Annotated in this window: 19 protein-coding genes and 2 pseudogenes; 16 read left to right on the top strand and 5 right to left on the bottom strand. The window is 31.2% G+C overall.

The features are described 5' to 3' along the window. Positions 1-194: 194 nt before the first annotated feature. On the bottom strand, positions 195-332 hold the full coding sequence (locus GFJ36_RS11615; RefSeq protein WP_000376554.1) for a DUF3956 domain-containing protein: 138 nt from the start codon (positions 330-332) through the stop codon (positions 195-197). Positions 333-624: 292 nt separating this feature from the next. Between GFJ36_RS11615 and GFJ36_RS11610 the strand changes: the two are divergent. Further along, a pseudogene (locus tag GFJ36_RS11610) lies at positions 625-1,422 on the top strand (N-acetylmuramoyl-L-alanine amidase); the annotation flags it as partial. 40 nt (positions 1,423-1,462) lie between these two features. Here GFJ36_RS11610 and GFJ36_RS11605 read toward each other — a convergent pair. Further along, on the bottom strand, positions 1,463-1,774 hold the full coding sequence (locus GFJ36_RS11605) for a contact-dependent growth inhibition system immunity protein (RefSeq protein ID WP_157349566.1): 312 nt from the start codon (positions 1,772-1,774) through the stop codon (positions 1,463-1,465). 16 nt (positions 1,775-1,790) lie between these two features. Next, entirely contained in the window at positions 1,791-3,206 is a 1,416-nt protein-coding gene (locus GFJ36_RS11600) for a WXG100 family type VII secretion target (protein ID WP_242015983.1), read from the bottom strand. Between the two features lie 467 nt (positions 3,207-3,673). Between GFJ36_RS11600 and GFJ36_RS11595 the strand changes: the two genes are divergently transcribed. The 5 genes and pseudogenes from GFJ36_RS11595 (at position 3,674) to GFJ36_RS11575 (ending at position 6,705) form a co-directional block, all read left to right on the top strand. Continuing rightward, the gene (locus GFJ36_RS11595; RefSeq protein WP_157349565.1) at positions 3,674-4,354 is read left to right on the top strand and encodes an S-layer homology domain-containing protein; all 681 of its coding nucleotides are present in this window, start codon (positions 3,674-3,676) and stop codon (positions 4,352-4,354) included. A gap of 98 nt (positions 4,355-4,452) precedes the next feature. Next, a pseudogene (locus GFJ36_RS11590) lies at positions 4,453-5,040 on the top strand (DUF3967 domain-containing protein). A 211-nt stretch (positions 5,041-5,251) separates the two neighbouring features. Beyond that, positions 5,252-5,434, top strand: a complete 183-nt coding sequence (locus GFJ36_RS11585; RefSeq protein WP_098230487.1) for a hypothetical protein — start codon at positions 5,252-5,254, stop codon at positions 5,432-5,434. Between the two features lie 423 nt (positions 5,435-5,857). Continuing rightward, positions 5,858-6,058 (top strand): cold-shock protein, encoded by a 201-nt coding sequence (locus GFJ36_RS11580; protein ID WP_157349564.1) that lies wholly within the window; start codon positions 5,858-5,860, stop codon positions 6,056-6,058. A 413-nt stretch (positions 6,059-6,471) separates the two neighbouring features. Next, positions 6,472-6,705 (top strand): YuzF family protein, encoded by a 234-nt coding sequence (locus tag GFJ36_RS11575; protein WP_097890055.1) that lies wholly within the window; start codon positions 6,472-6,474, stop codon positions 6,703-6,705. Positions 6,706-7,342: 637 nt separating this feature from the next. Here GFJ36_RS11575 and GFJ36_RS11570 read toward each other — a convergent pair. Then, complete coding sequence (locus GFJ36_RS11570) at positions 7,343-7,927, bottom strand: SCO family protein (protein ID WP_097890056.1); 585 nt, start codon at positions 7,925-7,927, stop codon at positions 7,343-7,345. 804 nt (positions 7,928-8,731) lie between these two features. On the opposite strand from GFJ36_RS11570, the gene GFJ36_RS11565 reads away from it, so the two are divergent. From GFJ36_RS11565 to GFJ36_RS11525, 9 genes are all read left to right on the top strand, one after another. Further along, positions 8,732-9,079, top strand: a complete 348-nt coding sequence (locus GFJ36_RS11565; RefSeq protein WP_097890057.1) for a cupin domain-containing protein — start codon at positions 8,732-8,734, stop codon at positions 9,077-9,079. 396 nt (positions 9,080-9,475) lie between these two features. Beyond that, the gene (locus GFJ36_RS11560; protein ID WP_097890058.1) at positions 9,476-10,750 is read left to right on the top strand and encodes an ATP-grasp domain-containing protein; all 1,275 of its coding nucleotides are present in this window, start codon (positions 9,476-9,478) and stop codon (positions 10,748-10,750) included. A 143-nt stretch (positions 10,751-10,893) separates the two neighbouring features. Next, positions 10,894-11,802: an arginase gene (rocF, locus tag GFJ36_RS11555; RefSeq protein WP_097890059.1), complete on the top strand. Its 909-nt coding sequence runs from the start codon at positions 10,894-10,896 to the stop codon at positions 11,800-11,802. A 102-nt stretch (positions 11,803-11,904) separates the two neighbouring features. After that, entirely contained in the window at positions 11,905-13,194 is a 1,290-nt protein-coding gene (locus GFJ36_RS11550; RefSeq protein ID WP_157349563.1) for a lysine N(6)-hydroxylase/L-ornithine N(5)-oxygenase family protein, read from the top strand. A 16-nt stretch (positions 13,195-13,210) separates the two neighbouring features. Next, positions 13,211-15,226, top strand: coding sequence for a class I tRNA ligase family protein (locus tag GFJ36_RS11545; RefSeq protein ID WP_157349562.1), 2,016 nt, complete (start codon positions 13,211-13,213; stop codon positions 15,224-15,226). A 66-nt stretch (positions 15,227-15,292) separates the two neighbouring features. Further along, positions 15,293-16,201 (top strand): branched-chain amino acid ABC transporter substrate-binding protein, encoded by a 909-nt coding sequence (locus GFJ36_RS11540; RefSeq protein WP_097890062.1) that lies wholly within the window; start codon positions 15,293-15,295, stop codon positions 16,199-16,201. Beyond that, the gene (locus GFJ36_RS11535) at positions 16,179-17,240 is read left to right on the top strand and encodes an NAD(P)/FAD-dependent oxidoreductase (protein WP_346265320.1); all 1,062 of its coding nucleotides are present in this window, start codon (positions 16,179-16,181) and stop codon (positions 17,238-17,240) included. Before GFJ36_RS11540 ends, GFJ36_RS11535 begins: the two co-directional genes overlap by 23 nt. Before the next feature lie 14 nt (positions 17,241-17,254). Then, positions 17,255-17,710, top strand: coding sequence for a GNAT family N-acetyltransferase (locus tag GFJ36_RS11530; protein ID WP_097890064.1), 456 nt, complete (start codon positions 17,255-17,257; stop codon positions 17,708-17,710). Positions 17,711-17,854: 144 nt separating this feature from the next. Then, positions 17,855-19,072 (top strand): MFS transporter, encoded by a 1,218-nt coding sequence (locus GFJ36_RS11525; protein ID WP_097890065.1) that lies wholly within the window; start codon positions 17,855-17,857, stop codon positions 19,070-19,072. A gap of 418 nt (positions 19,073-19,490) precedes the next feature. Here GFJ36_RS11525 and GFJ36_RS11520 read toward each other — a convergent pair whose 3' ends face one another. Next, positions 19,491-19,820: an Lrp/AsnC family transcriptional regulator gene (locus GFJ36_RS11520; RefSeq protein ID WP_097890066.1), complete on the bottom strand. Its 330-nt coding sequence runs from the start codon at positions 19,818-19,820 to the stop codon at positions 19,491-19,493. A gap of 2,822 nt (positions 19,821-22,642) precedes the next feature. Between GFJ36_RS11520 and GFJ36_RS11515 the strand changes: the two genes are divergently transcribed. After that, the gene (locus GFJ36_RS11515; protein WP_097890069.1) at positions 22,643-22,828 is read left to right on the top strand and encodes a hypothetical protein; all 186 of its coding nucleotides are present in this window, start codon (positions 22,643-22,645) and stop codon (positions 22,826-22,828) included. The last annotated feature ends 540 nt before the right edge of the window (positions 22,829-23,368 follow it).

Raw genomic sequence — 23,368 nt, 5'->3', positions numbered from 1 at the left:
CAAGAATACTTATCGTAAAGAGAATGGGGTATGGAAGCAAAGAAATAAATAATGTGAGGAAATATGATTTTGATTAAGTGTATAGGAATTATCGTAGGCGCTACCGCAATCTGGGTGGCGTCTTGTTTGTTGTTAAGGAAAGATAAAGGAGAAATAAAAAAGAGAGCTAATGCCCTCTTTTTTAGATTTGGTAATTAATCGCAGATTGGTATTCCAAGTACTCTAAGAGCTAATGCTACTTGAAGAGAAATCTCCAATCTAGCAATTTCAATACCAGCTACTGAGAGAACTAAAAAAGGTTGTCCATTTACAAACACAACGCAACTATCCATGGTTACGCCTCCTTTCTAGCAATCTACTATAGTATACGTATTAAACTTTAATATGTAATAGTCGAATTAATTGATTTAATATAATTGATAGATTAACCTATTTAAACAAAACAATGGATGGTTTTAAATTTACAAAAAGAACCCGATAGAGTTCGGGTTCTTTTCAGAAGTGATGATGTTTCCTCGGCTTGGGAACTGAGAAAATACAAAAATATAATACAATGAGTTTTAGAGAATTTCAAGACTAAATTTGGGATTACCATGAGGGGGAGTTAAACAAGTTTCTTCCTATCAGATTGCGGATACAAAGTATATTGCTTACGGCGGTGGCCCTGCTGCTAATAAACGATTTGTTCATGTAGAATTATGCGAAACAAGCGATTATGAGAAATTTAAACGCAGCTATGATAAATATGTTAAGTTATTGGCTAAAATCCTTTGTGATCGTGGATTGTCAGTAGAAAAAGGATTATGGACTCACTACGATGTGACGAAATATCTGGGTGGTACAGGTCATGAAGATCCACTTAATTACTTAAAGTCTCATGGCGTTTCAGAAGCTCAATTTAGAGCAGACGTACAACGAGCATACAATAATTCTAATGTGGATATTTCTGTACCTGAAAAGCCATCTAAACCAGCAGAAGTTCCAACAGTTGTAACAGACGGAATCGCGTATATTGAAGGTTACAATGTTAACTTACGTAAAGGACCTGGTACAAGCTATTCTAAGGTTCGTCAGTTAAACAAACCAGAAGCTTATGTTGTATGGGCTGAAAAGGATGGTTGGTTAAATTTTGGCGGTGAGCAATGGATTAAAAATGATCCATCTTATGTGAAATTTAGTAAGAAAAGCACAGTGGATTCTTCTATTGTAGGGAAGCGTGTTGTTTCAAAGGTTAACAATCTACGATTCTACGATGCTCCATCTTGGCAGGATAAAGATGTTGCGGGTTCTGTAGATGCAGGATTAGGTTTCACAATTGATACAAAAATAAACGTCAATGGATCCCTACAATTTAAAGTACACAATAGCAAAGGGAAAACATACTATGTAACAGCAAATGAAGCCTATGTGTATGTGAAGTAATATGAACAAAAGACCGCCTATTACGGGCGGTCAATTTTTACTAATTATTTTTTAATGCTTGTTTTATCGTTTTAACTGTTTGTTCCAGCCATTCTAATGGTGTTACTTCTAACCCATCAAAATATATTCCATCTGCAGAATACCGTATGTATTCATTTTTTTCTGTATTACTATAATCGCTTTGAATAAATTCAGTTAGAAAAATAGCAGCATCTTGCAAATACTCTTTTGATACCTCTTCTAGTAATTCTTGGAGCGCTTCTTCATAGAAAGTATCTTGGTGAAAAGTACCTGCTAGAAATTGAAATACCTCATCATCTTCGAGATTATCGAAATTGTCTTCTAATAACATAATCTTCCTCCTATTATCAAGATGGATATCCAGTTAAAATAAAACTTCCATTTCTATCCTTCTTAAGTACAATTTTTGCATTTGACATATCTTCAACTGTTATAGAACCTCTTATTACACCTCGTCCAATTATTTCAGTACCATGATAACGTAACATTAAATTATTGTCTCTTGGATTATTTAACCAACTTTGAATGCGTGCTTGATTACGAGGGTTATTCAAGACGGTAGCCACTATTTTTTCAGCTGATGCCCTATCAGTAAAAGTAGATGCACCTGCTATTCTAGGATCACTTTGTATTCTTTGTAATAGTTCTTCATCCGTTTTTCCTACATGTCGTTCAAGTAAATGCCCACCTCTAGCTTCATGTGCAGCTAGTCCGCCTCCTGGAGTAAGTGAACTGCTATCACCGGGTTTCACAGTAGTGGTATTTTCTCCTTTAGCAAACTGATGGGTCGATAGCTTTTCTTCAGCTTGTCTAAAATCAGGTGTATCAAATACAGAGCGTATATTATTTCCACCAGCTAAAGCAAACTCATTGTGGTTACGATTGAATAAGGATGCAGCGTCTTGCAAGCTTTGATTAGCAGTTCGTGAAATCTCAGCTAATTTTGTGCCAGGGTTCAACATTGCAATTTTATCCACGCCTTTTGTTCCTACGAATAGTTGTCCAACAGCCAATATAGTATGACCAGCCGCGCTTCCATACCATTCTGCACCACTATACGAGTCACCATTAGTAACATCACGATTCCAAGAATCAGAAATTGTTTGTTTTATCGCATTGAACGTCTCGACTGGGTGAGAAACGGCTTCAATCTTGTTATTAAATGTGTCAATTGGATGGATAACTGCATCTGCAAGTCCTAATAATTCATCAACTATAGCGTCGCCCATTCCCTTTTTTAAGTGATAGGGGACACCTAATCCAGCTTTTTCAAAAGCAGATTCGATTTCATCATCTATAGTGTCTTTTATTTTATTCACATCTTTATAAGCTGTATCGATACCATGTTTAAATTTATCATATAAAGACTCATCGGAATTTTTTACTTTACTAAAATCCTCATAAGTTTCTTTGAGGCCATGCCAAACTTTATCACGTAAAGATCCATCATTTTTCTCACTATTTAACGGACCACACATTGCTCCTTCTTCAAGATTTTCGTCATATGAAGCATCTGCGGTACGGAATTTTTCGGCAATTCGTTTCAAATCCTCTGCCACTTTTATAATCGAATTGATAGATGTAAAAGCTTTTGGTCTCGCATCGTTGAAAATTTGAACGAATTGTTGATTAGAGGCACCAATCCATTGAAAACATAAACGATCTATTTCATTACATAGATTATTATGTATAGATTCTAATGCGATTCTGGTATTATTTGCACGATTAGCGACGTCTTCTAGTACTTCAGGTGTTACTTTGATTTAAACCATTTTTCCCCTCCCTTTCCCCAATTAAAATTATGAGATAAAAGGAAAAAAATGTAAATATAAAAACTTTAGATTAGTATAATAATAATTATGCGAAATAAAGAGAATCCGCCCTATTAGATGATTTTTTTGTTTTACACCAATAATATCGATAAATTTCAACGTCATATTATTATAAAACGCATCCGTTGTAGCGTTATGCGGCTTGTTCATTATGGTAGGCAGCCAGGAACGGGGATTCTCGCTAATCAGTCGTGCGGGGATTGGTTATATTGTAGTCCAAATGATTCCATTATTTATGAGGTTGCTTGTTGAAATCGCTAAAGCTATTTAATTCATTAATGGGTTTATTATTGGAATAAAAATCAAAAAAATTCCTTCTTTTACTAATCCTAAAATAGTTATATAATGATTGTTGGAATTGTATTATTGACGTTTAAAATAAAGGGGAGAGAATAGTAATGAAAAAATTATTAATTTCAGGTGTATGTGCAGCAGTATTTGGTACAACTTTTTTTGCAAATAACTCTATGGCTGAGACATCAGGGAATACCACAAATCAGGGAATACAAGCAGCGAGTGCTCAAACTAGTAAATTTATAGATGTGCCCGATTGGAATTGGGCATATAATGAAATTAACTACATGGTTGACCACAATATAATGTTGGGATACCTCAATGGTTATTTTGGAGCTGTAGAAAAAATAACGCGTGAAGATTTAGCGGTATTCTTATATAGAACGGTGAAAATTCCGGATTATGATATGTCACAGCCGATTCCTTTCAATGATGTAAACGATTCAATGTTTAAAAAGGAAATTGCAGCAGCATATAAAAGTGGAATTTTCTCTTCCGCGTCTGATGGTCGTTTTAATCCAAATAGAGTTGTAACCCGAGCAGAACTTGCTCAAACTTTCGTAAACGCTTTTTGGTTAAACAAGAAGTTTGATCATCAATTTAATGATATGCAAGGACACTGGGCTAATGAAGCCGTAGAAATTTTATATAGTAATGGTATTACTGGTGGTGTAGGTAATAATAACTTTAATCCAGACGGTACAATTACGCGTGAACAATTAGCAGTATTTCTATATAGAACTATTCCAATGTCCATCAAAGATCTACGAGATAATGCTAAGTAAAAAATAATTAAAAGACTGACTCTTATGAGTCGGTTTTTTTATTTGCAGGAATTTATAAAACATCATGGAATACTGTCACTAGGAGGTGTTGTGACGTTATGACGGACGGAATTGTTTATTCTGCTAGTGAAGTATACAAACGACTAGGAATATCCGATAGCACCCTTAGAAAGTACATGGAAGTATTATCACGTGAAGGATTCGCAGTAAAGAAGGATAATCGTGGTAGACGTTAATACACAGACAGTGACATTATGGTGATTGAGAAATTAATTGATCTGAGCAAGCATGACGGTATGACGCTAGAGAAAGCAGCGAAGATGATTGCGCAGCAAATAGAAAAGGTTAATCCAGATTTGATTAAAGAAGAGCCAAAGGAAACAGACCTAATCCCATTCCATATTCAAGAACAACTCCAGCAATAGTATGGCGTTATGGCACAAGAAATGAAACAGGGTATGTTGGCAATGGAGAAGCGATTAAGTGACCAGGCGAAGCAGAGTAATGAAGAAATTAAAGCGAGCGTAGAAGCGCATAATGAGCGGGTGGAAAAACGATTGGAAGCAAGAGATGAGACACTTATGAAGACACTGCGTGAGATGCAGGAAACGAAGAGAATGATGCAAGAATTTCGGGATGAGGTTGCTGCAGCGAAAGAGAAGAAGCCGTGGTGGAAATTCTGGTGAGGGCAGGAGGATGCACCGCCGGTAGGAACGTATAAAAATAGAGTTATAGAAAAAGGAAGGGGGATCCCTTATGAGAGTAGGGATCCGTTTTTTTCTTGCTATCAATAATGAGACGTTATGTCAATTTAACATGAATACCATATATACCCAAAATTACATAACATATCGTTTCATTATAATGTTAAAATACAAAAAGGGGAGGTGTAAAATTATGAATAAACTTTTAGGTTTCTTGTTTGTTGCGGTTGGCATGTGCTTTCCCATGTTAACTTTGACAATGAAAGTTCAGAATATTGCATGGGCTGTAATGTTAGGAGTCAGCATTCTGTCTAATATAGCAGGGACAACTTTATTGTTTAGGTACATTAGTGAGTATAAGAAACAAGAATTTTAATTGTTTTTGCATTGTTGAAAAGAGCAAACTCCTCTCCATTCGGGGAGGAGTTTGCTCTAATATTAAAAATTAGCTTATTTACATAACTTTCGTTATCAGAAGTAAAATTTAAATCGAAAATAGCTAATTTTATCAATTGTTGAATGTCTGAAAAAAATTAAATCAATGATATTGTTGAGATCCTTTGGCAACTTCTTGCTGTGATGACTATCATAGTGACTTTTTCTCCAGCAACCACTATTAGTGGTTAATTACTATAAGGATTTATTTTTGAAATTTGCTATTTTTTAGAAAGTATGTTAATTTAAGAAAGACCTATTTTTGTTCGGTTTGAGATTAAGAATAAATTTTGTTTTTCGTCTAAGGTATTTGAGCAAGGGTAGTAACAATATGTGTGGATATCCACACTAGGAGGCAACAATTATGGAACAAGGTAAAGTAAAATGGTTTAATGCAGACAAAGGTTTTGGATTCATCGAGCGTGAAGGTGGAGAAGACGTATTCGTACATTTCTCAGCTATCCAAGTCGACGGTTACAAATCTTTAGACGAAGGACAAAGTGTAACGTTTGAAGTAGAACAAGGACAACGTGGCCTACAAGCTACTAATGTTCAAAAAGCTTAATATTAGCTGATGAAAGACCCTCTTGTAGGGTCTTTTTTTGATTTTGTTACAATATTCCGAATACAACTTTTTTAAGGGAATTTTGGTTGCTTAACTTTTAATGAAAAAGAAGCTAATTCAGCTGTAAGAGAAAAATACCATTCTACTATCGCAACTTTAGAGATGATGAATGAGGATTTTGGGGAAATCCATAAATTAATGCTACTAAAAGATAGTGTTATGATTATCGATAAAGCGAATCAGGGTTCAGATAAGTAACTTTATATAAATAATTTTTAGCAATTTTGAAATAGAAACCGTATCTTATTAAAATGTTATTTCCGTTCCTATAATGAATTATCCTTCTAGCATATTTATAAGATTTATATCATATATTAGGAGAAAGAATGCAAATTAGAAAGGAGTCGTATAGAATGAGTTATTTGGAAGGAAATGACTTGAGTGAACAACATATGGTAAGTACACCTAATCCCTACGTATATCAGACATTACAAACAGTAATTGGTAAATATGTGGTTATTGAAACTGTAAGAGATAATGTAAGAGGAAAGTTAAAAGATGTTAAACCAGATCATTTGCTCATTGAAGATACGGTACCGTATATTGTACGAATTCAACAAATTGTATGGATTATGCCAAAACAATGACTAAATTACATCTAATTTGATTTATAACAAATTGGTTTCATAGACGTCCAAATAAAAACACAGGATTTTATCTCTGTGTTTCTTCAAATTTTCGTTTTTGGATATATGCTTGAGCATGGATAATTTCTTTCTGAAGTTCTTTTAATTCTTCCGTAGATCCAGATTCAATCCTCATGTACGTAGTAACTAGACTAATCATCATATCCATCTTTTCTACTATATTTTTAAAAAGTAGGGTTCCCTAACGTGGGCAGATTGTTTCAACAGATAAATTTACTGTCGATGGTTCATAGTAGGAAGCAAGTGGTCTACAAACAAATGATCTCCTAAATTATTAAAAATTTTTAGTTCCAGTTACAGAATTCTTATTATATAAGGATTCATTTTTGTATCAAAAGCATATAAAGTAAAAAAATAAGATCGGCGAATACGATCTTATCTTTAGCACAAGGAGTAAACAAAAAGGATAACCATTATATTTTTATTTTGCTTAGATTTTTGCTGATTCTTAATATTAAAACCATAATCAACAATAGTATATATATTGAGAAAGTAATTACAAATTTTGTTGTAATTATTTTTAAAAAATGAAAGTAAACTTTCACTTTCCTCAAACTATTGACTTAATAGAATTTTATTATCTAATTTTTTTAATGTCTTGAATAATTTCATCATAAGGAGTATTTTCGACACCTGAATATTTTTTTAGAACTTTTCCATTTTTGTTAATCAGATAAAAACTTGTGCCATGTATAACTTGTGTATCATTTTCTGGCTTAGTTACAAGTGATTGGAAGTTTTCTTTAGCAAACTTTTCAATATCTGCTCTTTTATATCCCGTGAGGAAATGAGTCCTACTTCCATCCATTGCATAGGTCTTCATAAATTCTGTTATTTTTTCTGGTGTGTCTACTTCAGGATCAACACTAAATGATACAAATTCTACATCTTTAATCCCGTTCGTATTCAACATTCTCTGGAGTTTTGCCATATTGGCTGTCATAGGTGGACAAACTGTTTGGCAACTTGTAAAGAAGAAATCAGCTACCCAAATTTTATCTTGTAACTCAGCTGATCCAAATTGCTTCCCATTTTGATCTGTAAATGAGAACTTCTGTACATCCCAATCTAGTGAATTGTTGAGTTTTGCATCTTTGCATGCTCCTAGAGCTATAACTGTGATTATAAGTATAAGTGATCTAATGAAATTCATTTTTTTCATATGTATTTATCTCCTTTCATTTTTTATAGATTTTACGGAATGGTTATATGAACTACCCAACAATCGGTAGTATTTACTTTGGTTAATTTTTATTTTTAATAGCCATCGAATTAATCTTAACAAAACCGAATGAATCCCCTTGTTCCAGGGTATTTATAATAATACTACTATGCATATAGCTTCCTCTTTGATGTTTATAGTTCACAAGACTGCTTATAATTAAGATTGTTAGGTATGTCATTATTACATACATAGCTTCTTTATTTTACGGATCATAATAAAAGGTTAAAGGTAAAGTAAAACAAGAAGATATTATCTAGTACTTTGTTATACAAAGCGCGATATCTGATAAGAAGTATTTTATATAAGGAAAAATAGATAGTTCATTCAAGAACTTATTGATAATACTGGTAATGAATTCATCTCGGTATGATCCTTGAATTAATATCCTTAATAAGAGTGAAAAAACACTATATATTTGGCTAATGTGTTAAAAATAGAGTTAACTATAGTATAAATTAAAGATTAAATTATACATATTGAGAAAATATTTTAGAGATTGAATATTAAGATTTCTCCTATTAAAATTAAATTTGAAATGAAAGGATAATCTGTAAGCATGGCCCTTATGTAGAAAAGAGATAGGACTATTTCTATCTCTTTTTGTTATGCTGGCAGTTTATATATCTTTAATTAATTCTTTAGACACATGTAAAGGAATTTAGTTTATACCTGATATATTCCTTTTATTAAGTTAACTAAGTTAATTGATTCAAGAATTTTATAACATTAGGAGGATAACAAATGAAAAATTATCAACTTACACAGATTTTAAGAGAAAAAAGAAATATAGACAAAAATTATTATGAATTTTTGCATGAAACGGATCTAAGTATGGGAATTTATGAATTGAAAGCAGGATCTTTAGATATCCAACAACCACATACAGAAGATGAAGTATATTATATTATCAATGGCAGAGCACAACTTGAAGTAGAGAGTGAAAATATTTTTGTTGAATCTGGTTCTATTATTTATGTAAAGGCTAACATGGAACATAGATTTCATACTATTGAAGAAGATCTCACGGTACTTGTTTTCTTTGCACCTGCTGAATACTCTTGCGAAAAAGATTTTAAATTACAACGATAATTGCATAATAAGAAAGGTGAAAATAAAAGTCTTTTTATCAAGTTTGTTTAAATTAGACAACAACTAATTATAGGCAGGTATGTTATTCCATTAAAGAAAAATAAACTTTTTCAATAAATAAGAATCAATAGAAAAAAACAAAAATGTTAAAATCAGGAAATTTATGTTTAAAAAAGGTAAACTTTACGGCGTTTTTAATGAATTCTTGTTAATTTTTTCAAGTAAAAATATCTAGTTGCATGTCTTTCAATTTGAGGTTTTTTGGGTTTTTTTTACATGAAAATATATTTATGGAAAAAAGTTTCTAAATATTTCTAATCTATTGAACAATCAAAAGTTTTAGTATACGATTACAACGTGTTATCAAGATATACAGAGAAGAAAAGGAGATTACATATGAAAAATAAAAAAATTGGAATCATCATGAGAAAAGGTTATAGCATTCATGGTGATCATATTGAAACTGCAGGAAGAATATCTGATGAACTTTACTTGTTTACGAGTGTACCAAGTAAAACAATGGATGCGCGCTTTAAAGAAGTAATTGTACTTGAAGAGGCTTCTGAAATAGATGCTGAAAATTATATTTTTACAAAAGGAAAAGATATAGGAATTAACTTTTTTGTAACCTGGCAAGAAACTGATATTGTATTAACTGCTAAAATTAATGAACGCTTTGGCAATAAAGCGTTATCTGTTGAAGCTGCTACGACATCTCGAGATAAATCAAAGCAGAGAGAATTTATGTTAAAGAATTCTATTGCTAGTCCTAAATTTGCAAAAGTTAATTCTATAGAGGATGCAGAGAAAGAAATAGAAAATATTCCTTTCCCTGTAATCATTAAGCCTACTATGGCTGCTAGCAGTGAATCTGTATATTTAGTTAACAGCTTAGAAGAATTAAATAATTCATTAGAAAAAATTATTAATCTTTCTAAAACAAATAAAGGATTCTATTTTAATCAAACACAACAATGTGTGGCATTAGTAGAAGAATTTCTGACTGGAGAAGAAATTACAGTTGATGGAGTCGTTTTAAATGGAGAATTTTACCTTGGTGGAATTCACAATAAAAATAAAATGATGGGTCCATATTTCGAGGAAGATGAATACACTTTACCGTATGTTGGTGTAGATGAAGACGTAGTTGTTAATATTGCTAAAGAAATATGTGGAAAATTAGCTATTGAAAACAGTTTATTTAATGTAGAACTACGCCGAGATACGCAAGGGAATTTTAAAGTTGTAGAATTTAGTACTAGAATCAGTGGCGGGCATGTTTATCGTAATATACGTGATGTGCATGGAATTGATTTAGTAGCCGTTAATATTCTTGGTTTATTAGATTGTAAAGGGGATATTATGGAATTCTTCTTAACTAGATCTAAAACACCAAAATCTTGTACTTGTATTAAATTTGTATATAGATCTGGAATTATAAAGAAAAATGAATTGGGAATTGTTGCTGAACAGCCAGAGTATAAGGCTTACTATCCTGTAGCAAAAGTAGGAGCTGAAGTATATCATGCTCCAAAAGGATTTGATATAACGGGCTTACTTTCATTAAGAGCACCATATAATGATAAATCTGATGTAGAAAAATTGCGTCAAAGAGCTAGAGTATTAGATAATCAATTAGATATAGAATTAGAAATTCCGGTTCATGCATAAAAACTTAAGTAAATCTGGTTGTTATATTCCTTGTTTTAAATGAGGAATATAACCGCTAGATTTATCGATAAATTATTTAATAGTATCAATTTAAAACCAAGTAATCCTATATATATTCTTATTGAAATGGAGTGGAAAATATTATGAATAAAAAAGTATCTATTTTGGGAGCACCTACTTACTTCGGAGCTAGTATAGGAGGGGTTGACCTTGGACCATATGTTATAAGATATGGCGGTATGTCGAAGCAATTAACTGAAATCGGAATTGATTTTGTTGATCTAGGAGACATTTCTCTTCCTTCAACCAATAATAAAAATTATGGAATTGTCAAACAAGAGTTTTCAAATGAAGTAATTGATATATGTAAAAATATTGCTTCGACAGTTGAGAACGAATTGGAAAAAGGGCATTTCCCATTAGTTTTAGGTGGAGATCATAGTATTGCAATTGGGACTGTAACTGGAATTCTTAGAAAAATACCACGATTGGGAGTAATCTGGTTTGATGCTCATGGGGATGCAAATACATTTGAAACATCGATTTCTGGTAATATTCATGGGATGTCTTTAGCAATTCTCTTAGGATACGGTAACGAAAAATTTAAAGATTTTCTAGAGAAAGAAACTAAAATTGATCCAAAGAATATCGTACAAATAGGAATTCGTGATTTAGACCCGGGGGAAGAAGAGTTTCTCAAAAATTTAGGAGTAACAATTTTTACAGCAGAAGATGTGAGAAAACAAGGAATAAAAAGTATTATGGAAAAGGCAATTAAGATTCTCAATAATAATACAGATGCAGTTCATCTAACATTTGATTTAGATGCTTTAGATCCTGAATTTGCTCCTGGAGGAGGATTAGCAGTTCCACATGGTTTAAGTTTAGATGATACAAAAGAGGCAATTGATATGCTAAGAAATAATACAAACCTAGTAGCTGCAGAGTTCACGGAAATAAACCCTATATTAGACAAGGATAATATTACTGTCAACACAACAATTGGACTTATCACTGAACTTTTAAGTAAGAAAGTTACTATGTCTAAATAATTTTTTTCTGAAATTATTTTTAAAACTATAAAAAAACTATAAAAAAACTATAAAAAATAAAATTATATACGAGAATTTAAAAAAACGAAAAGGACGAGTCAAATGAATAATAAAATATATGATGTTATTGGAATTGGATTTGGGCCAGCGAACCTGGCTTTAGCAACTGCTATTGAAGAAGAAAATAATTCAATGGAAAGAATTTTTCTAGAAGAAAAAACGCACTATCAATGGCATCCAGGGATGCTTTTAGATAATACAAATATTCAAATTTCATTTTTAAAAGACCTTGTAACTCTAAAAAATCCTAAAAGTAAATTCTCCTTTTTAAATTATCTACATGAAAATGAAAGACTAAGCGATTTTATTAATCTCTCAGAGTTTTATCCGTCACGACTTGAATACAATGATTATATGTCTTGGGTTGCATCTCAATTAGAAGAACACGTTTATTATAGTCGAACAGTAATTTCAGTAGACCCTATTATATCTGAAGATTCTGTCGAATTATTAGAAGTTATTGTGCAAAATACAAAGACTAATCAATTAGAGAGCTATATTACTAAAAATATTGTTTTGGCTACAGGTGGAACACCAAGAACGCCAATAAACATTGAATTGAATAATAGTAGAGTATTTCATTCAAGTCAATTTAAAAACAAAATTAATAACTTTAAACAAAATGACGCTCATAAGTTTTTAGTTGTAGGTTCGGGACAAAGTTCAGCTGAATTATTTTTCCATCTAATCAATAATTATCCGAAATCAGATATTACGGCAACGATGAGACCTTTCTCATATAAAGCTGTAAATGAAAGTAAGCTTGTTAATCGTATATTTGACGCTAATATGATTGACTTTATTTATTCTTTACCAGAAAAAAATCGAGATGCTTTATTAAAACACCACAGTGATACTAATTATGCAGCTGCGGATGGAAGTTTAATAAGCCAAATTAATAAAGCTTTATATAACCAAAAATTTCATGGAGAAGATCGTTTTAGAATAAAGCCATTTTTAGAATTAACGGAGATAAAAACACTGTCTGATAAAGCGGTTGTTTATTACAAAGACATAGTTAAACATACAGAAGTTGTTATTGAAGCTGATGCTGTAATTCTTGCTACTGGGTACGAAAGTAAAAAGAACCATCCTTTATTAAAAAATCTTAACTCGTACATTTCAGATAATATTGAAGTTTCCCGAAATTATCGTTTAGAAACAACGGATAAATTTAAACCTGGTATTTATTTACAGGGTGTAAATGAGAGCACTCATGGACTGAGTGACACTTTATTATCTAATTTAGCTATTCGATCAAATGAAATTTTAAAAACCGTACAAGAAAATAATTCATTAACAGAAGAAAAAACTAAAAACGTGGTTTCATAATATAGGGGGTCTAAAGATGCATATTGAAAAGATAAATCCACAGATTTTTACAAATGAATATGATATTATGTGTCAACGATTATTTCCGCATTCTAATAAATTATATGATTCACCATTTGGTGCAATGTGGGGAATCATAGAACCTGGAGAAATTTCTAAAATTCATGGACATCATGAAGTTGAAACTTTTATTATCTTTAAGGGTGAAGGAATAGTTAAAGTGGGTAAAAAAGAAGAACCTGTTACGCAAGGGGACGCCATCTTTATTCCACCATTTGAAGAACATAGTTTGAAAAATACATCAGATGAAAATTTGATATTCTTCACCATATGGTGGGAAAATGCTTTTAGTAAAAAAAATAGCAAGAAGTTAGATTCAGGTAAAAAGAAATATTTAATAACGGCCACACCACCAACACCTAATGGTGATTTACATGTAGGGCACCTATCTGGTCCATATACAGGAGCTGACATTTTAACTAGATATTTAAAACTTAAAGGAAATGAAGTCTTTTATATGAGTGGGGCGGATGATCATCAAAGCTATGTGCCGTTTAAGGCGGGACAATTAGAAAAATCTCCTAGAGAAACGGCAGATCATTTTGCTAATGAAATTGAAAAAACATTAAGACTAGCAGAAATTAATCCGGATATTTTTGTAAAACCTCATTTTTCAACATTCCACATTGAGTTTGTCAAAGAGTTTTTTGAAAAACTGTGGAATGAAGGTAAATTAGTAGAAAAAGAAGTCGATATTCTATTCTGTAAGCAATGCGATAAGCACCTTTATGAAGCTTATGTGAGAGGTAATTGTCCACATTGTGATGAATTATCAGATGGCAACGCTTGTGAAAAATGTGGTAGACCTAATTTGTGTATAGATTTATTAAACCCAACTTGTAAATGTTGTGGTAGCGAACCAGAGAAATCTAAAATTAAACAACTATTTTTCCCATTAAGTAATTATAAAACACAATTAAAACAGTACTACAAAGAATTAAAAATAGGGCCACATCTAACGGCATTATGTGAGAGAATGCTAGATGAAGATTTTCCTGATATTCCTATTTCACATGTATCTGATTGGGGAATTCCAGTTCCGGTAGAAGGATATGAAAATCAAACTATATATGTATGGTTTGAAATGGCACCTGGATATTTATCTGCGACAAACGAATTAATTCAGGATAAAAACCTTTCGTATACGTTAAGGGATTTTTGGAATAATCAAGATACGACTATCATTAATTTCTTTGGATATGATAATGGCTATTTCCATTCAGTGCTTTTCCCAGCTATTTGGCTAGCATATAGTGAAGATATAACTCTTCCTAAAACAATGATAACAAATGAATTTTATCAACTAGAGGGTCTTAAGTTTTCAACAAGTAGGGGACATGCTGTATGGGGCAAAGAATTATTAGAAAATGCTTCACATGATGTTGTAAGGTATTATTTATCTTATAGTAGACCGGAAACAGTTGAAACAAACTTCACTATGGAAGAATTTAATCATATTGTAGATACGAACTTAAACCAAGAATGGGAATCATGGTTACATGATTTAAAATGCAAGTTAGAAGCTGAGTCTCCAAATGGTGCTCCAGAATTAGAGACACTATCAGGTAACTATTTAATGTATTATCAACATGTAAATCGAATTATGAATGAAATTATGAATGCATATGAACCAAATACATTTTCACCGCAAAAGGTAGTTAGATTATTAAATGAACTAGTCAGAATTGCTAAAAAATTCTCGGCAGGAGAAGAATTTTTAACGGTATTAAAGAATAATCAACAAAGAAGAAATACTGCTATTGCACTAGAATTATATACTGCAAAAATTTTAGCATTATTTTCTAGCCCAATCATGCCTACATTTGGTAAAATGCTATGGGGGGATTTGGGATTTAATGTTGACATGCAGTTGGATGAGGAAGTAAGCTTTTTGCCTGCTGGACAGAAAGTGGATCTTCAAGAGAATTATTTTTCAAAAACAAACGACAGTTGTTATCTTCAGAATATTTGATAATATGAGGAGGTAGTACTTACCTCCTCATATTTCCTAATAAAAAATATATAGGGAGCTCAAATTATGAAAGAGAAAATAAAAATTGGAGTAGTAGGCCCTTTTTCAGGTCCTAGGTCTGTATACGGACAAATGTTAATTGAGGGTGTAAATCGTGCGAAGCTAAATTATGCTGGTAACATCGAATGGGTTTATCAAGATGATAAAGGAGATCCAAATACCATCAAAGATATTTCTAAAAAAATGATTGAATCAGGGGTTGTTGCTGTAATTGGACACTTTAATAGTGCATGTGCTTTAAAAGCAATACCGTTTTATTCCAAGGCGAAAATTCCATTCTTAGTTCCTGCATCGACTAATTTAGACGTTACGCTTAATAACGAGGAATTAGTATTTAGGTTTTGTTCTAATGATTTGGTACAAGCTGAAACTGTTATTAATTTTTTGAAAACTAAAGATATTCAAACGATTAAGGCAGTTTCTGATGAAACATTTTACGGGAAAAGCCTAGCAGATTTACTGTATCAAAGTGCAAATTCTTCATTTAAAGAAGTTACTAGAATTGAAGATTTTAATAGTGAAAATAATAAGCATAGCGATGCAATATTCTTTGCTGGGACACACTTTAACTCCGCAACTTATCTAAGGGAACTGAGGATGAGAGGGTATAAAGGAATTTTTATAGCTTCAGATGATTCTTATGTAGATGAATTTATAGAATTAGCCCAAGATTATTCTAACGATGCTTTTACCATAAAAGCAAAAGAGGATTATGTAGAAACATCATTTCTTGCAGCTTCGTATCTATTAGAATGTATTGAATCTAATGTAGAAAATTTAATTAATGAATTAGCAACAGGTAATTCTACAATTAAATTTTCAAGCAATGGAGATCGTTTAGGAGCTTCATGGATAATTGCACAAGTTATTGATAAATCTTTTGTTGAGGTGAATTATCATAAAACATTCAGCTGATGTAGTTATTATTGGCGGCGGCATTATTGGTGCAGCTATACAGTATTATTTAACCAAGCAAAATATTACAAATACAATTTTATTAGAGAAAAATTCCTTTAGTAGTGGATCAACAGGCCAATCCGGAGGTTTTATAAGGGTCTATCATAATGATCCTTATCTAACTGAAATAGCAAAAGAAGGAATAAATGATTTTTTTAGTATTAGTGAAGAGGTTAAATTTAAGCAGACTGGAATGTTATATGTTGAAAATGAAACACAACATATAAAAATGGAAAAGCAAATTGGAGAACTTAGAAAATCTGGACATAAAATTAGTATCCTTTCACCTGAAGTATTAAAGAAAGAATTTGAATTTATAAATTTGCCTAAAAACAGCTGTGTGGCTTACGAGGAACAAGCAGGGTACATTAGCCCATCGTTAGCCACGAATACATGGATTGAAACATCTAAAACTAAAGGTGCATTAGCTTGTGAAGGAATAGAAGTGAAAGGAATTTTAATGGATAATAACTGTGTTGTAGGTGTTAAAACCTCCTATGGGACTATACATTGTAAACATGTTGTTGTGGCAGCTGGAGCCTGGAGTGGAAATATATTAGATACTATAGGTATTAAAATTCCAGTAAGAAGTAAAATTATTCAAATTCATTTCTTTGATGGAATAGGACAAAAAGACCATCCAATTTTTATAGATGATAGTACTGGATTATATGGCAGACCTGATAATCTAGGTACTTCTCTAGTAGGATATCCAGTAGATAAGTATGATATTGATCCAGACAATAAAATGTCAATTGACCCAAATGACTTAGAAAAAATGCTTCAAAATTCAAAAAGTAGATTGCCATATCTAAATAAAAACTTATTTATAGGTGGAAGAAGAAGCTTTGATGCATATACATCAGATAATCGAGGAATTATAGAACAATTTCCACAAGTAGAAGGTTTAATCGTTGCAACTGGCTGGAGTGGTGGTGGAGTAAAGTTGGCTCCTGGTATTGGTAAGAGAATAGCGAAAATGATTACTGGAGTATAGGGGGAGAAAAGACTATGAACAATCTCGAGAATATTGAAATTTTTGAAGCGACCTATGATGATAGAGAGACTGTTATCAATTTAATTAGAATGTATATGGAATTCTATGAAAAGCCTGTGCGTGAAAAAAGTTCTTTAGATAAATTAGTAAATACTATAATAGAAAATAAAGATTTGGGATTATTCTATGTTTGTACGATTAATAAAGAGCCAATAGGATTTGCTACTTTATATACCACTTTCAGTACGTTAAGTATGGGAAGAGCAATGATTTTAAATGATTTATTTGTTATCCCTGATTATAGAAAATTGGGTATTGGGGATATGTTATTTAATACTTGTAAAAAGTACGTCCAAGACAATAATTATGCCTATATGGAATGGGTTACCGCAAAAGATAATATAGTTGCCCAAAATTTCTATAAAAAACAAAAAGCAAATAAGAGTGATTGGATTGTTTACAGTATTTAAATAACAATCTAATAGTATTTAGGGCGGGTATAACAGAACATTTTCAATGTGCAATTTTGTTATGTATTTTCCAAATCCCTTTCTTTAAACAAGTTAAAACAAATTTAAGGTCAAACAACCGATATAAGAAAGAAGGAATGTATAATGCCAATTCAATTTATATTTATAGTACTATTGGCGCTGACTCTTTGTGGGGAAGGTATGTTAACAGTAACTCTAACCTGGACAATTTTGGATAAAGGGGGATCAGTTACTCATTTAGGAATTATATTAACATTAATGAGTTTGTTACCATTCTTTATGCAAAAATATTCGAAAAGTCTTAAGATGTGGTTAACAAAAAGTCCATTGTTAATTTTCTCTGGTGTCCGTTGCATCGGCATTATTCTGATTATAATAAGTCTTTTGAATAGTGATCATATTAATGTTTTTACTTTATATATTTTTGCAGGTGTTTTTTCTATTATTTTATTTTTATCTACGCAAAGCTTGGAAACTTATATGTCTCAAATGGTATTATCAGGAGAAATTCCAGCAGGAAAGGCTTCAAATATGTTACAAACTGCAATACAAATTGGAGCATTTGGTGGGAACGCAATAGCAGGATTTATGATGAATGTAGGTGGATTTAATAATGTACTTTATGGTTTAGCATTCTCTTTAGGTATTGGGGTATTTTTACCTCTTCTAATGCCGCTATTAAAAAGTAAAGATGTTCAGCAAAATAAAAAACCTGTATCAAATCATATTGAAAAAATAAATCCAATAGATAATTCAAAAATATTATGGATTACAATTACTGGTATTGCTGTTTTAACAATACAACTTGCATCATTTAATTTTTTAGTACCAATTTTATTTCACGATGTATATCGTTGGGATCCTATGCAGTATGGATTTGTTAGTGCTGCAGCAGGTTTAGGGGCTTTATTAGCTACACTTGTTGGGAAATTTGAAAAATTTATTCCAAGGTCAATTTTTCTATTAATTGCTGTTTTTGATATTACTTTAGGATTAGTGCATTCCTGGTATTTAGCAATTGCCGTTTCATTTATGCTTGGTTTTGTTTTTAATCGTTCACGTATCAATCAAAGAACTGTCATGTTTGACTTTATTAAAACAAAAGAAGAAACGGTTATTTGGTCTAGTCGATCTACACTAGCATTCCAGTTTACCAAAGCCGCTTTACCTTTATCGTTAGCATTACCTATTCAATGGATTGGGATTATGAATGCAGGTCATCTTTTTGGAGTGATAGGTACGGTTGTTGCTGCTACTATGATGGTAATTTATCTTAACGAACTAAATCATAGAAAAAAAATAGAAGTTTTACAACAAGAAGTTGCTCCAAAATCATTTTAATAGCAGCGTATTAAATGAAAAGAATAGCTAATGAAGTAAATTTTATAACGTCGAAACAACGTATAAATAACTATGTAGAAATGAGTACTGTATTATACAGTACTCATTTCTTTTAGTTCGCCTTTAATTATAATTAAAATAGTCAATATCATTTCCTAATTCCAATTCAAATAAGCAATTAAATTTCAACTACTCTATTAGTAGATTTCTCAAATGAAACAATATCCACATTAATTCTTTATATAGATATGAGAGTATTAGTTCAATTTTACTATGCATTTTGTGTAGTAATGTATTTATATTATGTTTTAGAGTTGTGACTTAAACTTAATTTATATTGTCAAAAAACTACACCCAAATTGTTAGGAGTGTAGTTTTTTGTTATGGTGTTTATTATTAGGAAAAGTCGCTTATAACCTTAATTATCTGTCAAATCATAATTAGTATTTGTTTTGAATATTATAAGATTAGATATTATTTGAGCTACAGAAATATAATTATCAACAAATTCTTCTAATTCTCTCAAATCAGTTATTATAATTTTAGCAATAAAGTCAGTCTTTCCTGTAACTCTATAACAAAATTCAATATTTGTTTCAAGTTGTATACAATCCATAAATTCCCGGAACTGTCCTTCTTTTACTTTTATTTCTAATATTGCTTGTAAAGAATTTGTAGTTGTTTCCTTATTGCTATTTTCCGTTCCAATCATGTTAGTGGATTTAGTTTGAATAACGGTATTTTTCATTTGATAAAAAATCCTTTCAAATTAGTTTCGAATAGAAAAAATATAACCTTTTTCCATTACAGGTGAAATGGTAAGTCGAAGTAGGGTTTAGTATTATAAAGTTATTCAGATATGGATATGAAATATTATAGGATAAAAAATTTTAAAAGGAGGAATTTATATTATGAAAAAAACATCGGATGATCAAAAGTTATTGAGTATCTATTTTCAACAAATTGTAAAAGCAATTATACTCATGAAATAGTATAACATTCTATCATTCATTAAGAAGTATATTTTTGAAAAAATTCAATAGATTTTGGTAATTATAATAGTTTTCCAAACGCTAAGAGCAATTTTATAAAACTGAAAATATTGAGAAATAAGAAAAGTTAGTCACTTGATATTGGATTTATTACGCGAAATGTTATAATACATATATAAGCATTATTTAAAAAAGCAACTCGAACCCCAATCCGAGTTGCTTTTTTATTATCTGTTTAATTATAAAATAACAACTAATTGAGTTGTTATTTTATAATATGTGATTGTTTGAAAATTGAATTTTTATATGCAATATTGCATATAAAAGCTTTTGTATAACATGTTATAATTTTGTTAGTAAATTATTCATCCATTAATTTACTGCTATTCATATCAACAGATATGAAAACCCTAAATTTATAAATAAAAAGAGAAGAACTATGGTGGGTTCTTCTCTTTTTATTTATAATTATTTATTACTTGTGAACTACTCGCCACTTAGCAAAGCTTGAAGTGGGAGCTTCTCAGTTCCACGACGAAAGTAACCTTTCGTCTCCCTGAGCGTTACTTCGGGGTGTTCCACCCCTAGATGTCTAACGCATGGACGCTCTTTTGGTACGGTTGATATTTTACGCAGGAACCGAATGGCTTGGTTTTCGCACTCTATTTTCTTCCTGCAACCTTCTATATCAAGTTATCAAAGAACTTCATATAGCTAATTTATCAAAAGTTTTTGGCTATGCCAAACCGAAATTCATCTCCCACCTATCGTTGGGCTACGTCCTTCACACGCTTGAGGAAGGAGAATTCTTTCGGGGAATACGTTAAAAAAAGTATATAGAATCTCAGTCATTTTAAATTTGCTAATAACCATTTTCAAGTATTAGAATATTTAGTAAGTTTGTATTCTAATCAAGTGTTTTTGTACAAGTAGCAGATATAAAATTCAATTAAAATATGACATGCATAGTGAGAAATTTTTAAGTTGAAGTATGTGAGAATAATGATTATACCTATAGAATAGGTTTAGTTGGAACAAATACATGATTTTTATTTATTTGTTGCAAATTTAATAGTTCTTTAAAAATGAAGTTTATTTTTAAGGTATTGATTATTGTGATTCTGTAAAATTAGAAAAACTAATATGCCACTTATACGTGCATTTGATTAGCAGTCTTATTTGTTTTCCTACTATTCTCCACTTGTTTATGAATATTTGATAAAAGAAATTAAAGAATTAACAAGGCAATCATCGTAGCAGTTTAATTTTTTGCAGAAAAACGGACAAACATCCTATAGAAATGAGAAGAAAACAATCTTATTATCCTAGGGCATTGTGTAAAATTTTAATTTGTCCCACATTTGTGTATCTTAATTTTAACAATATATTATTAATTGTTTATATTCATATCTGGTATTTAAGACTTAGGGATTTGCTAGCTTATTAAGGCTATATCTGATTAAAGATTAGAATGAATTTGAAATAAATGGGGTGCTTGTGAAAATTCAGGTGTACAAAAACGAAACCTTTATTTCATAGCAAGTAGGAAGAATAAGCGTATAAGCATGCTCTTAAAAAAGCTAGATTTTTATGAGTGAAGTGTCTGTATAAAATAACATATGTCTATCTAGTTAAAAAATATTATCTTATTAGTGAGAAAATTAAGAAGGACCTGATGTATTAAATCAGGTCCTTAAATTAAAGCACTTGAAAACAAACTGTCACCATTATAATAACAATAAAGGGAATTTAATTCAATATGTTAAATGTTGAGAAATAAACGATAATAATTCCATTTTATCGTAAATAAAAGAGTACTTACTTCTCATAAGTATTGCCACAATAGGTAAAGTGATCATACCAGCAATAATTAGACGCCTGTGAATCAGCATCACTATTTAAATTTTTACCAGAGAGCAATTTATTTAATTGGAAGAAAAAAAGAAGGGCCTATTTGACTCCTTCCTTTTTCTCATACATACATAACGCTTGTTGACAACTTATGAAATAATAGCATTCATCGCTATTAAAATATAACACTAAAAGTAATTAAATAGATATGTAATTATGCATTCATCGTGCTATTTCATGAATGGGAACAAAACTATTTATCTCTTTCGGATTGGGAAATAAATAGACTCAGGTATACTTAAGGTAAAAACACCTGATTATTGATTGCTGGTTAAACCATATTTCTACATATCTGAAACAAATTATTTCACTGGATTGCATGTTAAAGAGGGGCAGGGCTTTATGAAATGTAGATTGTTCCTTAGTTTCTTGCTCGTGATTTTACTAGTAGGATGCATCGGAAAAGAATTCACGTTATATACGATTCCAAAAGGGGGATTAGTCAGTAGGCTCCAAAAGAAGAACCCCCATCGACCAGTAACTAGGGTGACAGTTAAGAAAAGAAGTGGTACTAAAATAACCATTATTAAAGATATTCTTTGATATGGATTCATATAAAGACGCCCCTTTATGGATAAATAGTATTGTATGTATATTTACAATTGAGTAACGTTGAAAGTTCATTATTTATAATGAAAATTTCATTTTAATACAAAAGGGAATGGATATGAAAGAAACAGAACAACTCGAACAACTTAAAAAGAACATTTTGAGCTTGTCAATGTCTATGATTGATGCGCCATTACGTGGATTAAGCGGATCACAGATATGGACAGTTAATAAAACTCTGGAAAATATATTAGGGAAAACAGATATCACGATAGAAAAGTTAATGGATGAAGCAAAAGAATAAGGATGGTTTAAACCAAACAATAAATAAGAGCAGCTAGCAAAAGCTAACTGCTTGGTTCTCCAAGGGGAACAAGGAGAAAATCTAATGTCATATACATTATTGACGGAATATTGAGTTTTATTCTATTAAAATCCAAAAAACAAATTTAATAATTACGATGCGATTAAAGATACTTAAAACACACTATTGATATTAAGTACAAAAGTAAGAACAATGTAAGTGTGATTGTAATTATACTTCTAATCGTTGTTTTCGAAGTAGTTGGCGTATTCATTCCTATAAGGCCACCAATGAATGTCCAAGCTGTTAATATTAGTAAAAAAATTATTGGGTCGGTAGAACTCCAATTCATCGCTGTATTAATAGATTCATTTTCAAAGTATAGGATAAGTAAACCAACACAAATAAATGAAAAAATAAAAGACCATAAGTTTATAGTATGCTTCATGATTGCTTCTCTATTAACATGATATTTTTTACTAAATTTTAGCAAAGAGTAAATGGAATTTAAACAAAATAATCCTTTTACGAAGAAAGGAC

Origin of the sequence: Bacillus sp. EE-W1, from assembly GCF_009760835.1 — a bacterium.
Lineage (GTDB): Bacteria > Bacillota > Bacilli > Bacillales > Bacillaceae_G > Bacillus_A > Bacillus_A wiedmannii.
The sequence above is the reverse complement of the archived record's forward strand: the minus strand, read 5'-3'. Positions and strand labels throughout refer to the sequence as shown.